Raw genomic sequence first — 17,063 nt, 5'->3', positions numbered from 1 at the left:
ACACGATGACTTCGCGAGCAAGCCCGCTCCCACAATTTAGGCCCCTATTTATTCCGGGAGATGCGCCACGCCATCCGAATCGGTCATCGCCCGCTCCAGCAGATCCGCCGGCAAGCTCTTACTGGCGCGGGCACCCAGTAACCTTAGTTGCTCGGTACGGCTGACCAGGTTCCCACGCCCATCCGTCAGCTTGTTGCGCGCCGCGCTGTAGGCCTTGTCCAACTGTTGCAGCCGGTTGCCCACCTCGTCCAAGTCCTGGATAAACAGCACGAACTTGTCATACAGCCAACCGGCACGCTCGGCAATTTCCCGTGCGTTCTGGCTCTGGCGTTCCTGCTTCCACAGGCTGTCGATCACGCGCAGGGTGGCGAGCAAAGTCGTGGGGCTGACGATTACGATATGGCGGTCGAAGGCTTCCTGGAACAGGTTGGGCTCGGCCTGCAATGCCGCAGAAAAGGCAGCCTCGATCGGTACGAACAGCAGCACGAAATCCAGGCTGTGCAACCCCTCCAGGCGCTTGTAGTCCTTGCCGGCCAAGCCTTTGACATGATTGCGCAGGGACAGCACGTGTTGCTTCAAGGCGGCCTGGCCAATCACCTCGTCATCCGCCGCGACGTACTGTTGATAGGCGGTCAAGCTGACCTTGGAGTCGACCACCACCTGCTTGTCGCCCGGCAACATGATCAGCACGTCGGGCTGGAAACGCTCGCCATCCGGGCCTTTGAGGCTGACCTGGGTCTGGTACTCACGGCCCTTCTCCAGGCCCGCGTGCTCCAGCACCCGCTCAAGAATCAGCTCACCCCAGTTGCCCTGGGTTTTCTGACCCTTGAGGGCGCGGGTCAGGTTGGTAGCTTCGTCCGACAGACGCAGGTTCAATTGCTGCAGGCGCTCAAGCTCTTTGGCCAGGGAAAAGCGCTCACGGGCTTCGTTCTGATAGCTTTCTTCGACACGTTTCTCGAAGGACTGGATACGTTCCTTGAGCGGGTCCAGCAGTTGACCGAGGCGTTCCTGGCTGGTTTCGGCAAAGCGTTGCTCACGCTCGTCGAAGATCTTGCCGGCCAACTCGGCAAATTGCGCACGCAGCTCGTCCCGTGAGCCTTGCAGGTCAGTGAGGCGTTGCTGATGACTCTCTTGCTGCTCGCGCAATTCGGCGCTCAGGGCAGCGGCCAAGGCGTCGAGACGACGCAGTTCGGCTTCCTTGGCGCTGCGGTCGAGGTTCCAGGCGTGCGCGGCATCGCGGGCGTTATCGCGGTCGATCTGCAACAGCTCGACTTCACGGCGCAGCGCCGCCAGGTCAGCTTGCTTGGCGGCATTGGCCTGGCTCAGGTCGCTGATCTCATCGCGGCTGGCGTCCAGTTGGGCGGCGAGCCCTTCCTGGGCCAGTTGCGCGGTTGCCAGGCGTTCTTCCAGCAGCTCCCAGCCGGTGGTGCGTGCGGTCAGGCGCCGCTGGAGTTGCCAGCACAGCGCCAGTAGCGGCACGGCTGCGCCCACAAGACCTAAGGCAATACTGGTCCAGTCAAACACCATAGCCATTTCTGCCATCACCGAAAAAGATCAAGGGTAACCAAGCCTAAGGCCGGAGGACAGCTCAGTCTTCGACCTGGCCCAGTTCGCGCTGGGCGCGACGGTCGCCGGCGCGAGCCGCCGAACGCAACAAATCGTGGCCGATGCGCCGGTCACGGGCATTTCCGCACTCGCGGCACATCAGTAGGCCAAGACGGCTCTGAGCGGCCACCACGCCTTCGCGGGCGGGCTGCTTGAGCAAGCGTCCGGCAAGATGCTTGATATTGGTGCTCTGCCCAAGGCGCGGGCTGTCGAGCAGCCACAAAGCGACCTTCAAGGAAAAACGCTTGGGTGCGGTAACAGTTTGGGGTGTGTCGGTAACAGAAGGTGATACTGAGCGAAACTTCATAAAGCACTGTGGGGCAGAACGGAAGGCGCGCCACTCTACTCTTTTTTTCGTACAGGTAAAGCTGAAAAAACCGTGCACGCCCGTCCTAGAGCAAGCGCTCGGGACAATCCACAGAAGCTGTGGATAACTCAGTGGACAACCACCCTTGAACAGGCGCAAAGCCCCATGGAACGGGGGCCGCAGTCAAACTGACGATTTTTTCACCAATAAAAAAAAGCGAGATTTTTCATTGACTTAAATTTTGATTACAGGCAAATGGGCGCACTTGCACACCAGTGACAGCAGGGTTACACCCTTGGCCATAAATGTGCACAAGTCCCGATCGACTGGTTATATAGTCGGCGTTTTTTGATTCAACACCGGTTAAACATGTTACTGACCGGGCAAACCCGAGGGCTTTTCAAATCCGCCTCGGCTCGCCACACTGCGCCACCGACAATGCAAACCAGTAGGGCCGATGAAAGGAATTCTGTTATTCGCCGGGCTGCTACTGGCCATCTGCGCGATCTCCCTGGGAATCAATGCCGCGCTCCCCTCTCCGGACGGCGCACTGTTCGCCATTGCTATCTTGCTGTCAGCCGCCTTTACCGCCGTGATCCTGTGCATCGAACTCAGTGACGGAAGGATCAATGACATGCGCGAGGTGATCCACATGATCGAGACCGGCCAGTCCTTGCGACTGACGCTCGCCGCCTACGGGCTGGGGTGCGCACTGGCCGCGTCCATGACCGTGCTGGTCTATCGCGAGTTGCTCGGCGGCTGATTGAAGTTTTTTTGCAGTCGGCCTTCCCTTCCCTGTTTCAATCCGTTACTATCCGCGGCGTTAGTACCAAGCTGAAAGTCAATTCTGGTCGAACACGTCCCCTGAACCACATGGGATCGGCCACCTCGATGGTTTCCAGGTATTCCTTGCGACGACACAGCCTTTGAACAAGCAAAGGGTGTCGCGAAGTTCCAATACTCTGACCGAACCAACCTGCAAATTGATCAGGATCTTCACCCCGGGCCCAGAACCTTTGCCCTTGTTGTGTTGCCTGCCCTCCTAAGTACCTACCTGCCAGCCCAAGCGCGCCTAATTTAATAGCGCTTCAAACTGGCTGCTTTGTTCCAGTCGGGTTCTTCGTTTGATCAATGGTGATCAGCGTTACTGGAACGTTTTAACGTTGCACGGTTCTTATCCGTGTCATTTGTAGGAACACCAATAATATGAACGCTCAAATCCACACTCAGGATGCCATTCGCACCCTCACCAACGCTTTTGCCCCAATGAACTGCCTGATCATGGCTGCTCGCAAAGGCTGCTTCAGCTTCACCCTGGTCAACGAACACGGCATCGCTCGTCACAGCGAACGCCTGTACCCCGATCAATACTCCAGCGCAGAACCGCTGCAGGCTGTGATCGATCGTACCCGTCAGGCACTGACTGCCTGATCGACCCGCGTCGCTGAAACCTCAAAAACCCTGTTTGAATAACAGGTTTTTTTATTGCCTGGAACTTGGCCCTGAGTCCGCCGGGCTAAGTACAAATGGATATAAACGTTATAACCGGTTGCAGAAGATGTTTTAAAAACAGTCCTTTACATCGTGAATATGACACTACACTTCAACTCAAGCGGCGTGATCCGCTTACGACGGGCCTGAGATCCGATTCACCGCTGCCAAGCTCCCCTTCTCAGGCTCGTCCACTCTTTGCAAGGACTGAGGCTCGTATGGGTATTGCCGCCAGTGAATTGTGTCGTTATGTGATCAGGCCGACGCTGATGTACCTCGGCCGCCACAGCTCGACAGCCGAATCCCTGCTGCTGGGCATTGCCGCCAGCCAGTCAGAACTGGGCTCGGCGCTGCATGACCGCCGCGGCCATGGCCTCTACAGCATCACCGAACCACGCCACCGCGCCCTCTGGGATAACTACCTGGCGCTGGACCCGGAACGCGCCAGCCTGGTGCGCGGGCTGGCCAGCCAACATGCGTTCCTCAGCGCGCCCCAGTTGGAGCTGACGGTAAACCTGCGCTACGCCACCGCGATCGCCTGGTTGCTGGTGGAACAACATCGTCCTGCCCTGCCCGCACCCGGCGATGTACTGGCCATGGCGCGTATCTGGAAAGAAATATTCCACCCCCAGGGCCGCCTGCGAGATTTCACCCAAGCCTGGCAAACCTGTGTAATCCCAATGAAACAGGCAGCTTGCTGACCGGGCAAATTGCAAGATTCGCCAAAAAACGGCAATTTTGGTCGGATTGTCCTACAAAAACGCTCTATCTCCTGCATTACAGCCTATAGCGCGATGTGAAATTTATTGATACTTTCCGCAGCGGTGATCACACGGAGTTCTAATAATGAAAAAAGTAATGCTCAAGACCACACTTAGCCTCGCCGTTGCCATGGCATCCTCCCAACTGTTCGCCAGCGGCTTTGCCCTCAACGAACAGAGCGTGAGCGGGATGGGTACCGGTTTCGCAGGTCGCTCTTCTTCTGCCGATGATGCGAGCACTGTGTTCGGTAACCCTGCCGGTATGGCACGTCTGGAAGGCCAACAGATCACCGGTGGCGTTGCAGCCATTGATGCCTCCACCGATATCAGCAATGTCAGCGGCCGCTCCGCTGGCAGCAACAAAGGCGATATGGTGCCTTTCACCGCCGTGCCTTTCGGTTTCTACACCAATAAACTCAACGACCAGTGGGCTGTCGGCTTCGGCGTCTATGCGCCGTTCGGCCTGGTGACTGACTACGAAAGCGGCTTCCAGGGCCGTGGCTTTGGCAGCAAGAGCGAAGTGAAAGTCATCACCTTGCAACCGACCGTCAGCTACGCCTTCAACGACCGCGTTTCCGTGGGTTTTGGCCCGACCATCAACCGCATCGCCGGTACCCTGGAATCGGACCTGACGCTGAACCCTCGCGCGCCAGACACCAATATCAAGATCAAGGGTGACGACACCGCGCTGGGCTTCAACATCGGCGTGCTGGTTCAAGCCACCGATACCACCCGTGTCGGCCTGACCTACCACTCCAAGGTCAGCTACAAGCTGGAAGGCCACACCGAAGTCACCGCACCGACCGCGACCTCGCCGTTCCTGCGCAGCAACCGCTATGACGCGTCGCTGAAAATCGACACACCTGAGTCCTACGACCTGTCCGTCACTCAAGACCTGACCGACGCGTGAAAACTCTACGCCGGTGCGACCTGGACACGCTGGAGCCGCCTGAAAGACATCACCGTCAAGAACGAAGGCGTCAGCGGCGCTACCGGCGGCGCGCTTGCCCCAGGCCTGGTCAGCACAATCAAGGAAGACCAGAACTGGCACGACACCTGGGCCTACGCCGTGGGTACCTCGTACCAGCTCACCAAACAGGTGGTGCTGCGTACCGGCTTGACGTTTGACCAGTCGCCCACCAACAACACGGATCGCTCACCGCGCATCCCGACCGGCGACCGTACTATCTTCAGCCTGGGCCTGGGCTACCAGGTCATGGATAACATGACCATCGACCTGGCCTACTCTTACCTGAAGGAAGAGGACGTCAAGATTTCGCGCTCCAACCAATTGGCCAGCTACAACGCCAAGTATGAAAACAGCGCCAACGGTTTCGGCTTGGGCATGACCTACAAGTTCTAACCGCAGTCGTATAAAAAAGCCCCGCTCTCCTGTGAAGGAGGCGGGGCTTTTGTTTGGCTGGCGATCAGGGTTTGGAAGCCAATGCCTGTTCCACCGCCTTGATCAGCTCCGGACTGTCCGGCTTGGTCAGGCTGGAAAAACTGGCCACAACATTGCCCTGGCGATCTACCACGTACTTGTAGAAGTTCCACTTGGGCGCGGCGTCGGCCTGCTGTGCAAGCACCTTGAACAGGTGCACCGCATCCGGCCCCTTGACCTTCTGCGGCTCGGTCATGGTGAAGGTCACGCCATAGTTCACGTAGCAGACCTTGGCGGTTTCCTCCCCGGTCTTGGCTTCCTGCTTGAAGTCATCGGACGGCACGCCGATCACTTCCAGGCCTTGGCCCTTGTAGCGCTGATATAACGCTTCCAGGCCTTTGAACTGGGGGGCAAAGCCGCAGAAGCTCGCCGTGTTGACGATCACCAAGGGTTTGCCAGCGAATTGCTGGCACAGGTCGATGGATTCCTTGGCCCGCAGCTTGGGCAATTGGCCCTCCAGTAACGGCGGGCAACTGGCGGCCATCGCCACGCTGCCAATAGCCATCAGGACGGGTACAGCGAGCCAGCGCATCTGCATGTCAAAAGTCCTTGAGTCGGTTCAGACCCACAACTTAGCAGATCGCCATGCCCAGTTGCATCAATGCCAGGCCGCCCCGCTGCCAGCCCCACCAAGCCAGCAGCAACAACCCCAGCCCCACAGCCAACAGCATAAGACGCGCTGTCATGCTCATGCCGCCTCCATCTGCGCCTGAATGCGCGCCACCGGCCGCTCACGCACTGGCCAATTCAGCGCGGCGGCGAGCAGGCTGAGTAAAATTGCGACCTGCCAGATCAAATCGTAGCTGCCGGTTCGGTCATAGACCACCCCGCCCAGCCACCCACCGAGGAACGAACCAAGCTGGTGGAACAGGAACACAATCCCGCCGAGCATCGAGAGGTTGCGCACCCCAAACAGGGTCGCGACGGTGCCATTGGTCAGCGGCACCGTGGACAACCACAGGAATCCCATCGCCATGCCAAACAGATACGCCGTGACTTCGGTGACCGGCACCCACAGGAACAGCACAATCACCACCGCCCGCAACAGATACAAGCCGGTGAGCAGGCGCGGCTTGGACATGCGGCCACCAAGCCAACCGGCGGTGTAGGTTCCGAACACATTGAACAGCCCAATCAAGGCCAGCACCGTCGTGCCCACCGAGGCCGGCAGATGCTGGTCAACCAGGTAGGCCGGCAAATGCACACCGATGAAAACCACTTGGAAACCGCACACAAAAAAGCCGAAGGACAGCAACCAGAAGCCGGAGTGGGAGCAGGCCTCTTTCAGCGCTTCGCCCAGGGTTTGCTGGCCCACCGTGACCGCCAGCGGACGGTCCTTGAGCATGGCGACCAGCGGCAGGATCAGGGCCACCATCAAGCCCAGCGCCAGCAGCGCTGCCGACCAGCCGAGCCAACCAATCAAGCCGAGGGTGCCGGGCACCATGGCGAACTGACCAAACGAGCCGGCCGCGCTGGCAATACCCATGGCCATGCTGCGTTTTTCGGGCGCTACGGCGCGGCCAACCACGCCGAGAATCACCGAGAACGAAGTGCCAGACAGGCCGATGCCAATCAGCAAACCTGCGCTCAACGACAATGACCAGGCAGAGTCGGACATGCCCATCAGCACCAGGCCGACGGCGTACAACACCCCGCCCACAAACACGGCCTTGGTCGCGCCGAAACGGTCGGCCAAGGCCCCGGTAAACGGCTGCGCCAAGCCCCAGATCAGGTTCTGCAAGGCGATGGCAAAGGCAAAGGTTTCACGCCCCCAACCGAATTCGCTGCTCATCGGCGCCAGGAACAGGCCAAAGCCATGCCGTACGCCCAAGGACAACGCCAGGATCAGCGCACTGCCTAAAAGGACCCAACCACTGGTGCGCCACATCGAGGTCATTTCTTATTCTCCGTTCGCGGGTATATACCCGCTTGTAGTCGAACAAACCGCCTTTCAGGCGAGTTCATCCAGCAAGGCCAACAACATTTCGCGCTTTTCGGCGCCGAGCTTATCAATCAGTTTCTGTTGCGCTGCTTCCCACGCCGGCAACGCAGCGGCTAGCCGTTCATGGCCGGCGTCAGTCAACACCACCAGGCGGTTGCGCAAATCGTCACCCTCGACCAACTGCACGAGCCCCTCACCTTCCAGGACGCGCAGGTTGCGCCCCAGCGTGCTGCGATCCAGGCCCATGGCGTCCGCCAGGCTGGAGATGCTCGGTTGATCGAGGCGCTGCAGGTTGCACAACAGAGAATACTGGGCAACGTTGATCCCGAAGCCGTCGAGAGCGCCGTCGTAGTGCCTGCTGACGCCACGAGCGGCACGTCGCAGGTTGGTGCATAAACATTGGGAGGCAAGCATAGAGCGTGTATATACCCGGAGTTAACCAATTGCAAGAAAGCGTTACAACGCCAGCCCGACCAGCACCGCAACTTCAAGCAGCTCCAGCAGTGCGCCAGCGGTGTCGCCCGTGGTGCCGCCCAGACGCTTGACCATCAACTGGCGCAGCCACACAAAACACAGGGCCGCCAGCAACACCGCGATGCCGCCGCTGAAACCGCCGATCAGAATGCAGGCCAAGCCGCTGAGGATCAGCACCTGTTGGCCGACAATTCGCGGCAGATGGTCTGACAGTGCCTGGCCCAATCCACCCGCCCGCACATAGCGCGTGGTGAGAAACAGCGCCAGCATCGAAGCGCGTCCGATCAGGGGCGCCAGGATCAAGGCGGCGCCATTGTCTTGTTCGATCAATGCCACCAGCGCACTGAACTTCAGCAGCAGCACCAGCCCCAGGGTGACCACCGCAATCGGGCCGCTGCGCGGGTCTTTCATGATGCTGAGGGTGCGCTCCCGGTCGCCAAAGCCACCCAGCCAGGCATCGGCGCTGTCGGCCAGGCCGTCCAGGTGCAGGCCACCGCTGAGCAACACCCAGGCTGTGAGCAGCAACGCCGCGTGCAACAGCAACGGGGCGCCCTGTAACACTTGGTTGAGGCCCCATAACAGCACGCCGAACAGCAACCCAACCAACGGATAAAACAGCAACGAACGGCCCAGCTCTTGAGGCTGCGGCATGCCCGGCAAGCGAATGGGCAGGCTGCTGAGAAATTGCAGGGCGATCCAGAACGGCAGCATCGTCAGCGTCCTTCCTTCAACACGCCATCAGCCTCAACCTGCAGGCCGAACAAGGCGCCGTGGCCAACTTCGACATTCAGCAGTTGCTCACGGGGCAACCCTCGCGCCTTGGCCAGCAGTAGGCGCATTACACCACCATGGCTGATCAACAGCACGCGCTGGCCAGCATAGGCCTGATGCAGCCGGACGACAGCGCCAAGCACGCGCTCGGAAAACTGGATGACAGGCTCGCCTTCCGGCGGCGTGAAGCTATAGGGGTTGGCCCAGAACAAGCCCAGCCCTTCGGCATCGGTGTCCATCAACGCGGCCGCGCTCTGCCCTTCCCAGGCGCCAAAGTGAAGCTCCTGCAGGTCAGGCTCGAGACTCACCGGCACATCGAGCTGTGCCCCCAACGCCTGGGCGAACAGAGCGCAGCGTTGCAACGGTGAGCTGATCAGCCGATCCCACGGCCCTTGCCTCACCACTGCGTCGCGCATCTGCTGCCAGCCGTTGGCGGTCAGCGCATCGTCCAGGCTGCCACGCAGGCCGCCGCCCAGCTCGGTTTCGCCGTGGCGCAGCAGGTCCAGGCGCAAAGTCATGCGGGGCGGTCCGCTACGGCGGCTTCGGCGAAGGTCGCCATCTGCCCGTGCAGCGCACACGCCAAGCGCAACAACGGCACCGCCAACGCCGCGCCGCTGCCTTCGCCCAGGCGCAGGCCCAGTTCCAGCAACGGTTGCGCATCGAGGCTGTGCAGCACATGACGATGGCCCGGCTCGGCACCTCGATGGCCGAACACCAACCATTCGCGGCACGCCGGGTTCAAGCGCACCGCCACCAGTGCGGCCACGCTGCAGATGAACCCATCCACCAGCACCACGATGCCTTCCTGGGCGCAGGCCAGGTAGGCGCCAACCAAGGCAGCAATTTCAAAACCGCCGAGATTGAACAGGGTTTGCAACGCATCGCTGCGCTGGCCGGCGTGCAACGCCAAGGCGCGCTCAATGACCGCGACCTTGTGGCTGACCCCTGCGGCATTCAAACCGGTGCCAGGGCCTGTGAGGTCAGTGACCTGGCAATCCAGCAATGCGCAGGCCAAGGCACTGGCGGCAGTGGTATTGCCGATGCCCATCTCACCGCCGATAAAGAGTTGCGCGCCGCTTTCCAGGGCACGGCGTGCGCTGTCTCGTCCAGCTTGCAAGGCCAACTGCCCTTGGGCTTGGGTCATCGCCGGGCCATGCACGAAATTAGCCGTGCCCGCGCCGATATTCAGGTGACGAACGCCGGGCAAATCCAGGGACGGCGTGACCGTGCCGAGGTCAATCACTTCCAATTGCGCTTCCAGTTGCCGCGCCAACACGCTGATCGCCGCGCCACCGGTAACAAAGTTTTGCAGCATCTGCCCGGTGACCTCCTGGGGAAACGCCGACACACCTTCAGCAACCACACCGTGATCGCCGGCAAAAATCGCGATCCATAGGTGATCCACCGACGGTTTGACCTGGCCCTGCAAACCCGCCAGCTGCACCGCCAGCGCCTCCAACTGGCCGAGGGAGCCGGCGGGCTTGGTCAACTGCTGCTGGCGCGCCAGCGCCTGTTCGTGGGCCGTGGTATCCACCGCCTTGCAGGGGTTGAGCCACCAGGAATCGGTCATAACGCAGTACCTTTCAAAGTCAGGGGCAGGCCGGCAACCGTCAGCACAACGCGCTGACATTGCTCGGCCAAGGCTTGATGCAGCCAACCGGCTTCATCCACATAACGACGAGTCAACTCGCCCAGCGGCACGACACCCAGGCCGGTCTCGTTGCTGACAAAAATAATTTCCCCCGGCAGCGAGGCCAGGGTTTGCAACAGTTGACCACGCTCGGATGCAAGGCGAGCCGGGTCTTCGAGCATCAGAAGATTGGTGAGCCATAAGGTCAGGCAATCCACCAGCAGGCAGCGATCAGTGGCGGCGTTTTCCTGTAGCACACGCGCCAGGTCGATGGGCTCTTCAACCAGGCCCCAATGGTCGGGGCGACGCTGGCGGTGCAGCGCGACGCGCTCGCTCATCTCACCGTCGAGCGGTTGGCTGGTGGCGATATAAATGACGGCAAGCCCGCTCTCTGCGGCAAGCTTTTCGGCCAGGCGGCTCTTACCCGAACGGGCACCGCCGAGGATCAATTGATACATGCAAAGGCCCCTGGCAAACAATGTGGGAGCGGGTTTGCTCGCCAATAGGGTGTGTCAGTGAATGCACCCATGGCTGATCCATCGCATTCGCGAGCAAGCCCGCTCCCACAGTTAGATTGTGATGCGCCAGGTGAACATGAGGCGACCGCCAGGGCGCTATCGCAGGCAAGCCAGCTCCCACAGCTGGACCGTGTGAACACCGTCAGATCCCACATAGCTTGCGCAACAAATCGGTGTCCAAGTGATGCTCCACCAAGTCCGCCAGCCGCTCGATATCGCGCTCGCGCAAGCCGTGATAATCCACCTCTTGCACATCCTGCAATCCAGCCCAACGCAGCAACGCACTGCACGCCGCCGGAGTCTCGAACAACCCATGCAGGTAGGTGCCTAGAATTTGCCCATCGGCGCTCTGCGCGCCATCGCTGCGGCCATCGTCCAGCAGCACCGCAGCGTTGGATAAGGCAGCGCCGGAGGTCACCCCCGCATGGATTTCATAACCGCTGACTGCGGCATCTTCAAACACCAGGCGTCCACGCACATTGCGCAGTTGTTTCTCTTGTTCCAGGGTGGTGCTGAACGCCAGCAACCCAAGGCCATCACTGGAGCCCGCGAGCCCTTCCAGGCCCAGCGGGTCATGGACCTGCTCGCCGAGCATCTGCAAGCCGCCGCAGATCCCCAGCACCTTGCCGCCATAACGCAGATGCCGCGCCACGGCGGTGTCCCAACCATTGGCACGCAGATAGGCCAGGTCACTGCGCACGCTTTTCGAGCCCGGCAGGATGATCAGGTCAGCGGCAGGTATCGCCTGGCCCGGTCCGACGAACTGCAAGTCCACCTGGGGGTGCAAGCGCAGCGGGTCGAAGTCGGTATGGTTGCTGATGCGCGGCAGCACCGGCACCACCACCTTGAGCACCTGGGCAGCCTTGTCGATCTGGCGCTGGTCGATGCCGTCCTCCGCCTCCAGGTGCAGGTCCATCACGTAGGGCAGCACGCCGACCACCGGTTTGCCGGTGCGCGCTTCGAGCCAATCCAGCCCGGGTTGCAGCAACGCGATATCGCCGCGAAAACGGTTGATGATGAAGCCCTTGACCCGCGCCTGCTCACTGGGCGACAGCAGGTCCAGGGTGCCGACCAGATGGGCAAACACGCCGCCGCGATTGATGTCCGCGATCAACAGCACCGGGCAGTCCACCGCTTCGGCGAAGCCCATATTGGCAATGTCATTGGCGCGCAAGTTGATCTCGGCCGGTGAGCCCGCGCCTTCGACCATCACCACCGGGTAGGCCTGGCTCAAACGCGTGTGGGAGGCCAGCACCGCTTGCATCGCAATGGCTTTGTAGTCGTGATAGGCCACGGCATTCATGCTGGTGACAGCACGGCCATGGATGATCACTTGGGAGCCGGTGTCGCTGTTGGGCTTGAGCAATACCGGGTTCATGTCGGTGTGGGGCGCCAGGTTGGCAGCCTGGGCCTGCACCGCCTGGGCGCGGCCGATCTCGCCGCCTTCAGCGGTCACCGCGCTGTTGAGCGCCATGTTCTGCGGCTTGAACGGCGCCACCGCGACGCCTTGGCGTACCAACCAGCGACACAGCGCAGTCACCAGGGTGCTTTTACCGGCGTCGGAGGTGGTGCCCTGCACCATCAACGTGGTCATGTGGCGTCCTTGTAGGCGGCCAGGGCTTCGTCAAGGCGCAGCCAGTCGGCCTCGGTGTCGGGCAGGCCCAAGCGCACGCTGCTGTTGTGCACAAACAGGCGCAGCAGGATACCGCGTTGGGCCATGAACTCGTACAGCCGTTCAGCGTGGGGGGTTATCAACCACTGGAACAATGCGCAGCCACCGTGGGGTTGAAGGCCGCGGCGCTCAAGCAACTCGAACAGACGCTGGCCGGCTGCGATGCAACGACTGCGCTGGCGCGCATGCCCGTCGGTATCGCGCAGGCACACTTGGCCCAGCACCCGCGTCGGCCCACTGACGGCCCAGGGTCCGACCTGTTCGGCCAACAGCTTGAGCAACTTGCGCTCGGCCAACACAAAGCCCAGGCGCACGCCGGCCAGGCCGAAGAACTTGCCGAATGAGCGCAGTACGATCAAGCCGACCTGATCGGCATGGCTGGCCAGGCTCAAGTCCGGGGTCACGTCAATGAACGCCTCGTCCACCACCAGCCAGCCACCGCGCTGGGCAAGGCGTGCATGCCAGTCCAGCAGGCGTTGCGGGCTCAGGCTCAAGCCGGTGGGGTTGTTGGGGTTGACCACGACCAGCACGTCGAGGCTGTCGAGAAAGAAGTCGACTTCCTGCTCCTGCACTTCGCGCACCACATAACCGGCACGGCGCCAGGCTTCGGCATGCTCGGCATAGCAGGGCGAAAGCACGCCGACCTTGCCGGAACGACGCAGGCGCGGCAGCAGTTGGATCGCCGCCTGGGAGCCCGGCACCGGCAGCAATGGGGCGGCGCCGTAGTACTCGCTGGCAGCCTTCTCCAAGCCGTCATCGGTTTCCGGCAAGCGCGCCCAGGCACGCAAGGGAATCTCGGGAATCGGCCACGGCCAGGGCGCCAGGCCGCTGGACAAGTCGAGCCAATCCGCTTCGGCAATGCCGTACTCAATCGCGGCCTTACGCAGCCGACCACCATGTTCAAGCATAGATTTGCGCCCCCACGCACAGGACCAGCAGCCACAGCCATACGCCGCGCTGCACCAGTTGCCAGCCGCGATCAATGGAATCGGCGTCGGCCGGCGGGCCTTCGCCCAATGGCGGGCGCTGATGCACCTCGCCGTGATAAATCGCCGCGCCGCCCAGTTCCACACCCAAGGCACCGGCCCCCGCCGCCATCACTGGGCCGGCGTTGGGGCTGTCCCAGGTCGGGCCCTGGGTGCGCCAGCATTTGAGCGCCAGGCGGGTTTTACCCAATAGCGCGTAGGTTAAAGCCACCAACCGCGCAGGAATATAGTTGAGCACATCATCGATCCTGGCAGCTGCCCAGCCAAAGCGCTCAAAGCGCTCATTGCGATAGCCCCACATGGCGTCCAGGGTGTTGCTCAGACGATAGAGCACCACGCCTGGCACACCGGCCACCACAAACCAGAACAACGCGGCGAAAACCGCATCGCTGCCGTTCTCCAGCACCGATTCGGTGGCTGCGCGGGCGACTTCCGTGTGGTCCAGTTCGCTGGTCTGGCGGCTGACCAGGTAACTCACTCGCGTGCGCGCTTCGTCCAGGTCATCACGGCGCAGGGCCTGGGCCACTGGCATCACGTGCTCGCCCAGGCTGCGCATGCCCAGGGCGCAGTACAGCGCCAGGATCTCCAGCAGCCAGCCGATATAAGGTGCCCACGACAACGCCGTGGCCAGCAGGGTCAACGGCACCACCGCGATAAACCATGCGGTCACGCCATGGCTGCGCCAGCCACGCCCACCGGTATTGAAGCGTTGCTCGATGCGCCCGGCGAAATTGCCGAACGCCACCAGCGGATGCCAGCGCCTGGGCTCACCCAGCAGCGCATCCAGCGCCACCGCAGCGACACACAGCAAGGCCACACTCATTGACTCACTCCCCACTTGTTTTCATACAGCATGTCACTTAGCGGCCGCGGCTCGGCCCAGCCTTCAAGCTGCAACATCGGTGCCGGGTAAAATTCGCTCACCGGCCCCAGGCACAACACTGCCAGGGGTTTTGCCCCAGGCGGCAGGCCCAGCAGTTCGGCCAGGGCCTGGGGGTCGAACAGCGAAACCCAGCCCATGCCCACCCCTTCCACGCGCGCTGCCAGCCACAGGTTCTGGATGGCGCAGGAGAGCGAGGCCATGTCCATTTCCGGCAAGGTGCGGCGCCCGAAAATGTGGCGCTCACGGTCGTCCATCAAGGCGGCGACCAATACCTCGGCACAATCGTTGATGCCTTCGACCTTGAGCTTCATGAACGCATCGGAGCGCTCGCCCAATGCTTCGGCTGTGCGTACGCGCTCTTCTTCCACCAACTGTTGAATCTGGCTGCGCAACGAGCGGTCGCTGATGCGGATAAAACGCCACGGCTGCATCAGGCCGACGCTGGGCGCCTGGTGCGCAGCGTGGAGCAGGCGCTGCAGCAGTTCAGGCGCGACACTGCCACCGCTGAAGTGGCGCATGTCGCGGCGTTCGGCGATGGCGCGGTAGACGGCCTGGCGGTCGGCCTCGGGGAAGGCGTTGTCAGTCATGGCCTCATCGGGGGCAAGCCCCCTCCCACATTTGGAATGCATTCCCCTGTGGGAGCTGGCTTGCCTGCGATAGCGGTCTGAAGGTCTGGCGCGAACAACGCGGCCACCGCGCCAGGATTCGACGGAAAATAAAAGTGCACATAGGACGCGGTCATGCGCCCCTGCCGATAGACCGCTTCGGCACCGCGCCCGCCGTTAGGGCTGAGGCCACGGGCAATTGGCTCCCACGTGGTGTTGGTCAAGGAGTGGTGATAGGTATGCCCACGCAGGGTCCCCTCCGGCAGCTCAACGCTTTGAAGAGCCAGGGCCGCGAGTTTCTTCTGCATCACCGCATCGCCTTGCAACAAGCCAACCAGTTCGGCGCGCCTACCCTCCACATCGGTCAAGGAGTCGAGCAAATAGAGCATGCCGCCACATTCAGCGAGCAGCGGCTTGCCAGCGACGTGATGAGCACGAATGGCGTCCAGCATCGAGGTATTGGCCGACAATGCCTGGTGGTGCAGTTCCGGATACCCGCCGGGCAAATAGAGGCTGTCCGCTTCAGGCAATTGGCGATCATGGATCGGTGAGAAGAACTTCAGCTCCGCACCCATCGCCCGCAACAGATCCAGGCTGGCGCCGTAGGTGAAGGCAAAGGCTTCGTCACGGGCCACGGCAATACGCACACCGGCCAGCAAGGGTTCGGCTTCGATCACGTGTGGCGCGGCAAAGGTCACCGGCGGCGGCAGGGCCACTTCGCAACTGCTGCCCAACGCCTGGGCGGCGGCGTCGAGGCGCACGTCGAGGTCATTCAGTTCGCTGGCTTGCACCAGGCCCAGGTGGCGGCTGGGCAGTTCGATGCCGGTCTCGCGGGACAATGCACCGTACCAACGCAAGCCCTCGGTGAGGCTGCCTTCGAGCAATTGCGCATGGCGCAGAGTGCCAACACGGTTGGCCAGCACGCCCGCAAACGGCAGGTCGGGTTGATAGCGCGCCAGCCCCAGGGCCAGGGCGCCGAACGTCTGGGCCATGGCGGTGCCATCGATCACACCCAGCACCGGTACACCGAAGTGCCGCGCCAGGTCAGCGCTGGAAGGCGTGCCGTCGAACAGGCCCATCACGCCTTCGATGAGGATCAGGTCAGCCTCCCCCGCTGCCTCCCAGAGCAGGCGGCGGCTTTCCTGCTCGCCCACCATCCACATGTCCAACTGGTACACCGGCGCGCCACTGGCACGCTCGTGGATCATCGGGTCGAGAAAGTCCGGCCCGCATTTGAACACGCGCACCTTGCGTCCCAGGTTGCGGTGCAAACGCGCCAGCGCGGCGGTGACCGTGGTTTTGCCCTGGCCGGACGCCGGAGCGGCGATCAATACGGCCGGGCAATGACGGGGCTGATTCAAAGTTCGACGCCTTTCTGTGCCTTGATACCGGCCTGGAACGCGTGCTTGAGCATGCCCATTTCGGTGACGGTGTCGCCCATTTCGATCAGCTCAGGCTTGGCGCCACGGCCGGTGACCACCACATGCTGCATGGGCGGGCGAGCTTGCAGGTCGCTGAGTACCTGGTCCAGGTCAAGGTAACCGTGCTTGAGGGCGATGTTCAGTTCGTCCAGCACCACCAAGCCGATGGAGGGGTCATTCAACATGGCCCGGGACACCGCCCAAGCCGCTTCGGCAGCGGCGATATCGCGCTGGCGATCCTGGGTTTCCCAGGTGAAGCCTTCGCCCATCACATGAAACCGTACCTGCTCGGGGAAGCGGCGGAAGAACAATTCTTCGCCAGTGCTGTTACGCCCCTTGATGAACTGCACCACACCGCATTGCATGCCATGGCCCATGGCCCGGGCCAACATGCCGAACGCCGAACTGCTCTTGCCTTTGCCGTTGCCGGTCAGCACCAGCAGCAGGCCGCACTCGTTGGGGGAATTGGCGATGCGCTCGTCAATCACGGCTTTTTTGCGCAGCATGCGCGCCAGGTGGCGCTCGTCGCGGTCGGGGGAATCAGTCATGGCAGCTC

The 17,063-nt window shown here is 61.8% G+C and carries 18 protein-coding genes and 1 pseudogene; 4 read left to right on the top strand and 15 right to left on the bottom strand.

Annotation, left to right across the window (positions count from 1 at the left end; genetic code table 11):
* Positions 1-48: 48 nt before the first annotated feature.
* Both rmuC and ODQ19_RS07600 read right to left on the bottom strand, forming a co-directional pair.
* Positions 49-1,413, bottom strand: a complete 1,365-nt coding sequence (rmuC, locus tag ODQ19_RS07605) for a DNA recombination protein RmuC (protein WP_169856798.1) — start codon at positions 1,411-1,413, stop codon at positions 49-51.
* Between the two features lie 175 nt (positions 1,414-1,588).
* Positions 1,589-1,912: a sel1 repeat family protein gene (locus tag ODQ19_RS07600; protein WP_330209715.1), complete on the bottom strand. Its 324-nt coding sequence runs from the start codon at positions 1,910-1,912 to the stop codon at positions 1,589-1,591.
* A 457-nt stretch (positions 1,913-2,369) separates the two neighbouring features.
* Here ODQ19_RS07600 and ODQ19_RS07595 point away from each other — a divergent pair, with 457 nt between their 5' ends.
* From ODQ19_RS07595 to ODQ19_RS07580, 4 genes and pseudogenes are all read left to right on the top strand, one after another.
* Entirely contained in the window at positions 2,370-2,675 is a 306-nt protein-coding gene (locus tag ODQ19_RS07595) for a hypothetical protein (RefSeq protein WP_330209714.1), read from the top strand.
* Positions 2,676-3,118: 443 nt separating this feature from the next.
* Positions 3,119-3,343 carry a hypothetical protein gene (locus ODQ19_RS07590; protein ID WP_003193022.1) on the top strand — a complete coding sequence of 75 codons (225 nt, stop codon included), beginning with the start codon at positions 3,119-3,121 and terminating at the stop codon, positions 3,341-3,343.
* Between the two features lie 278 nt (positions 3,344-3,621).
* Positions 3,622-4,104: a hypothetical protein gene (locus tag ODQ19_RS07585; protein WP_032903131.1), complete on the top strand. Its 483-nt coding sequence runs from the start codon at positions 3,622-3,624 to the stop codon at positions 4,102-4,104.
* A gap of 145 nt (positions 4,105-4,249) precedes the next feature.
* Positions 4,250-5,527, top strand: a pseudogene (locus tag ODQ19_RS07580) (OmpP1/FadL family transporter).
* A 64-nt stretch (positions 5,528-5,591) separates the two neighbouring features.
* On the opposite strand, the gene ODQ19_RS07575 reads toward ODQ19_RS07580, so the two are convergent.
* From ODQ19_RS07575 to cobO, 13 genes are all read right to left on the bottom strand, one after another.
* On the bottom strand, positions 5,592-6,143 hold the full coding sequence (locus tag ODQ19_RS07575; protein ID WP_034136127.1) for a glutathione peroxidase: 552 nt from the start codon (positions 6,141-6,143) through the stop codon (positions 5,592-5,594).
* 150 nt (positions 6,144-6,293) lie between these two features.
* Positions 6,294-7,502, bottom strand: a complete 1,209-nt coding sequence (locus ODQ19_RS07570; RefSeq protein ID WP_442962730.1) for an MFS transporter — start codon at positions 7,500-7,502, stop codon at positions 6,294-6,296.
* 54 nt (positions 7,503-7,556) lie between these two features.
* Positions 7,557-7,961: a MarR family winged helix-turn-helix transcriptional regulator gene (locus ODQ19_RS07565; protein WP_003193031.1), complete on the bottom strand. Its 405-nt coding sequence runs from the start codon at positions 7,959-7,961 to the stop codon at positions 7,557-7,559.
* 42 nt (positions 7,962-8,003) lie between these two features.
* Complete coding sequence (locus tag ODQ19_RS07560; protein WP_330209713.1) at positions 8,004-8,732, bottom strand: adenosylcobinamide-GDP ribazoletransferase; 729 nt, start codon at positions 8,730-8,732, stop codon at positions 8,004-8,006.
* A 2-nt stretch (positions 8,733-8,734) separates the two neighbouring features.
* Positions 8,735-9,310, bottom strand: a complete 576-nt coding sequence (cobC, locus tag ODQ19_RS07555; RefSeq protein ID WP_330209712.1) for an alpha-ribazole phosphatase family protein — start codon at positions 9,308-9,310, stop codon at positions 8,735-8,737.
* Positions 9,307-10,362, bottom strand: a complete 1,056-nt coding sequence (gene cobT / locus ODQ19_RS07550; RefSeq protein WP_330209711.1) for a nicotinate-nucleotide--dimethylbenzimidazole phosphoribosyltransferase — start codon at positions 10,360-10,362, stop codon at positions 9,307-9,309. The genes cobC and cobT overlap by 4 nt, the downstream gene beginning before the upstream one ends.
* On the bottom strand, positions 10,359-10,880 hold the full coding sequence (gene cobU / locus ODQ19_RS07545; RefSeq protein WP_330209710.1) for a bifunctional adenosylcobinamide kinase/adenosylcobinamide-phosphate guanylyltransferase: 522 nt from the start codon (positions 10,878-10,880) through the stop codon (positions 10,359-10,361). The genes cobT and cobU overlap by 4 nt, the downstream gene beginning before the upstream one ends.
* 202 nt (positions 10,881-11,082) lie before the next feature.
* Entirely contained in the window at positions 11,083-12,534 is a 1,452-nt protein-coding gene (locus tag ODQ19_RS07540; protein WP_330209709.1) for a cobyric acid synthase, read from the bottom strand.
* Entirely contained in the window at positions 12,531-13,520 is a 990-nt protein-coding gene (gene cobD, locus ODQ19_RS07535; RefSeq protein WP_116666991.1) for a threonine-phosphate decarboxylase CobD, read from the bottom strand. The genes ODQ19_RS07540 and cobD overlap by 4 nt, the downstream gene beginning before the upstream one ends.
* Positions 13,513-14,421, bottom strand: a complete 909-nt coding sequence (gene cbiB, locus ODQ19_RS07530) for an adenosylcobinamide-phosphate synthase CbiB (protein ID WP_116666992.1) — start codon at positions 14,419-14,421, stop codon at positions 13,513-13,515. The genes cobD and cbiB overlap by 8 nt, the downstream gene beginning before the upstream one ends.
* The gene (bluB, locus tag ODQ19_RS07525; RefSeq protein WP_330209708.1) at positions 14,418-15,068 is read right to left on the bottom strand and encodes a 5,6-dimethylbenzimidazole synthase; all 651 of its coding nucleotides are present in this window, start codon (positions 15,066-15,068) and stop codon (positions 14,418-14,420) included. Before bluB ends, cbiB begins: the two co-directional genes overlap by 4 nt.
* Entirely contained in the window at positions 15,065-16,447 is a 1,383-nt protein-coding gene (locus ODQ19_RS07520) for a cobyrinate a,c-diamide synthase (protein ID WP_330209707.1), read from the bottom strand. The genes bluB and ODQ19_RS07520 overlap by 4 nt, the downstream gene beginning before the upstream one ends.
* Complete coding sequence (gene cobO / locus ODQ19_RS07515; RefSeq protein ID WP_005790169.1) at positions 16,444-17,055, bottom strand: cob(I)yrinic acid a,c-diamide adenosyltransferase; 612 nt, start codon at positions 17,053-17,055, stop codon at positions 16,444-16,446. The genes ODQ19_RS07520 and cobO overlap by 4 nt, the downstream gene beginning before the upstream one ends.
* Between the last annotated feature and the right edge of the window lie 8 nt (positions 17,056-17,063).

The sequence above is a fragment of the Pseudomonas sp. AM4(2022) genome (genome assembly GCF_036346515.1).
GTDB classification, from domain to species: Bacteria; Pseudomonadota; Gammaproteobacteria; order Pseudomonadales; family Pseudomonadaceae; genus Aquipseudomonas; species Aquipseudomonas paracarnis.
Note: the sequence above shows the minus strand (reverse complement) of the source record. Positions and strands in the feature narration are given on the sequence as shown.

Bases quoted from the DNA above. Each gene is read 5' to 3' on its own strand.
- cobO (WP_005790169.1), bottom strand. From the start codon at position 17,055: ATGACTGATTCCCCCGACCGCGACGAGCGCCACCTGGCGCGCATGCTG.
- ODQ19_RS07600 (WP_330209715.1), bottom strand. From the start codon at position 1,912: ATGAAGTTTCGCTCAGTATCACCTTCTGTTACCGACACACCCCAAACT.
- bluB (WP_330209708.1), bottom strand. From the start codon at position 15,068: ATGACTGACAACGCCTTCCCCGAGGCCGACCGCCAGGCCGTCTACCGC.
- cobC (WP_330209712.1), bottom strand. From the start codon at position 9,310: ATGACTTTGCGCCTGGACCTGCTGCGCCACGGCGAAACCGAGCTGGGC.
- cbiB (WP_116666992.1), bottom strand. From the start codon at position 14,421: ATGAGTGTGGCCTTGCTGTGTGTCGCTGCGGTGGCGCTGGATGCGCTG.
- ODQ19_RS07595 (WP_330209714.1), top strand. From the start codon at position 2,370: ATGAAAGGAATTCTGTTATTCGCCGGGCTGCTACTGGCCATCTGCGCG.
- cobU (WP_330209710.1), bottom strand. From the start codon at position 10,880: ATGTATCAATTGATCCTCGGCGGTGCCCGTTCGGGTAAGAGCCGCCTG.
- cobT (WP_330209711.1), bottom strand. From the start codon at position 10,362: ATGACCGATTCCTGGTGGCTCAACCCCTGCAAGGCGGTGGATACCACG.
- ODQ19_RS07540 (WP_330209709.1), bottom strand. From the start codon at position 12,534: ATGACCACGTTGATGGTGCAGGGCACCACCTCCGACGCCGGTAAAAGC.
- ODQ19_RS07570 (WP_442962730.1), bottom strand. From the start codon at position 7,502: ATGACCTCGATGTGGCGCACCAGTGGTTGGGTCCTTTTAGGCAGTGCG.
- ODQ19_RS07575 (WP_034136127.1), bottom strand. From the start codon at position 6,143: ATGCAGATGCGCTGGCTCGCTGTACCCGTCCTGATGGCTATTGGCAGC.
- ODQ19_RS07565 (WP_003193031.1), bottom strand. From the start codon at position 7,961: ATGCTTGCCTCCCAATGTTTATGCACCAACCTGCGACGTGCCGCTCGT.
- cobD (WP_116666991.1), bottom strand. From the start codon at position 13,520: ATGCTTGAACATGGTGGTCGGCTGCGTAAGGCCGCGATTGAGTACGGC.
- ODQ19_RS07585 (WP_032903131.1), top strand. From the start codon at position 3,622: ATGGGTATTGCCGCCAGTGAATTGTGTCGTTATGTGATCAGGCCGACG.
- ODQ19_RS07590 (WP_003193022.1), top strand. From the start codon at position 3,119: ATGAACGCTCAAATCCACACTCAGGATGCCATTCGCACCCTCACCAAC.
- ODQ19_RS07560 (WP_330209713.1), bottom strand. From the start codon at position 8,732: ATGCTGCCGTTCTGGATCGCCCTGCAATTTCTCAGCAGCCTGCCCATT.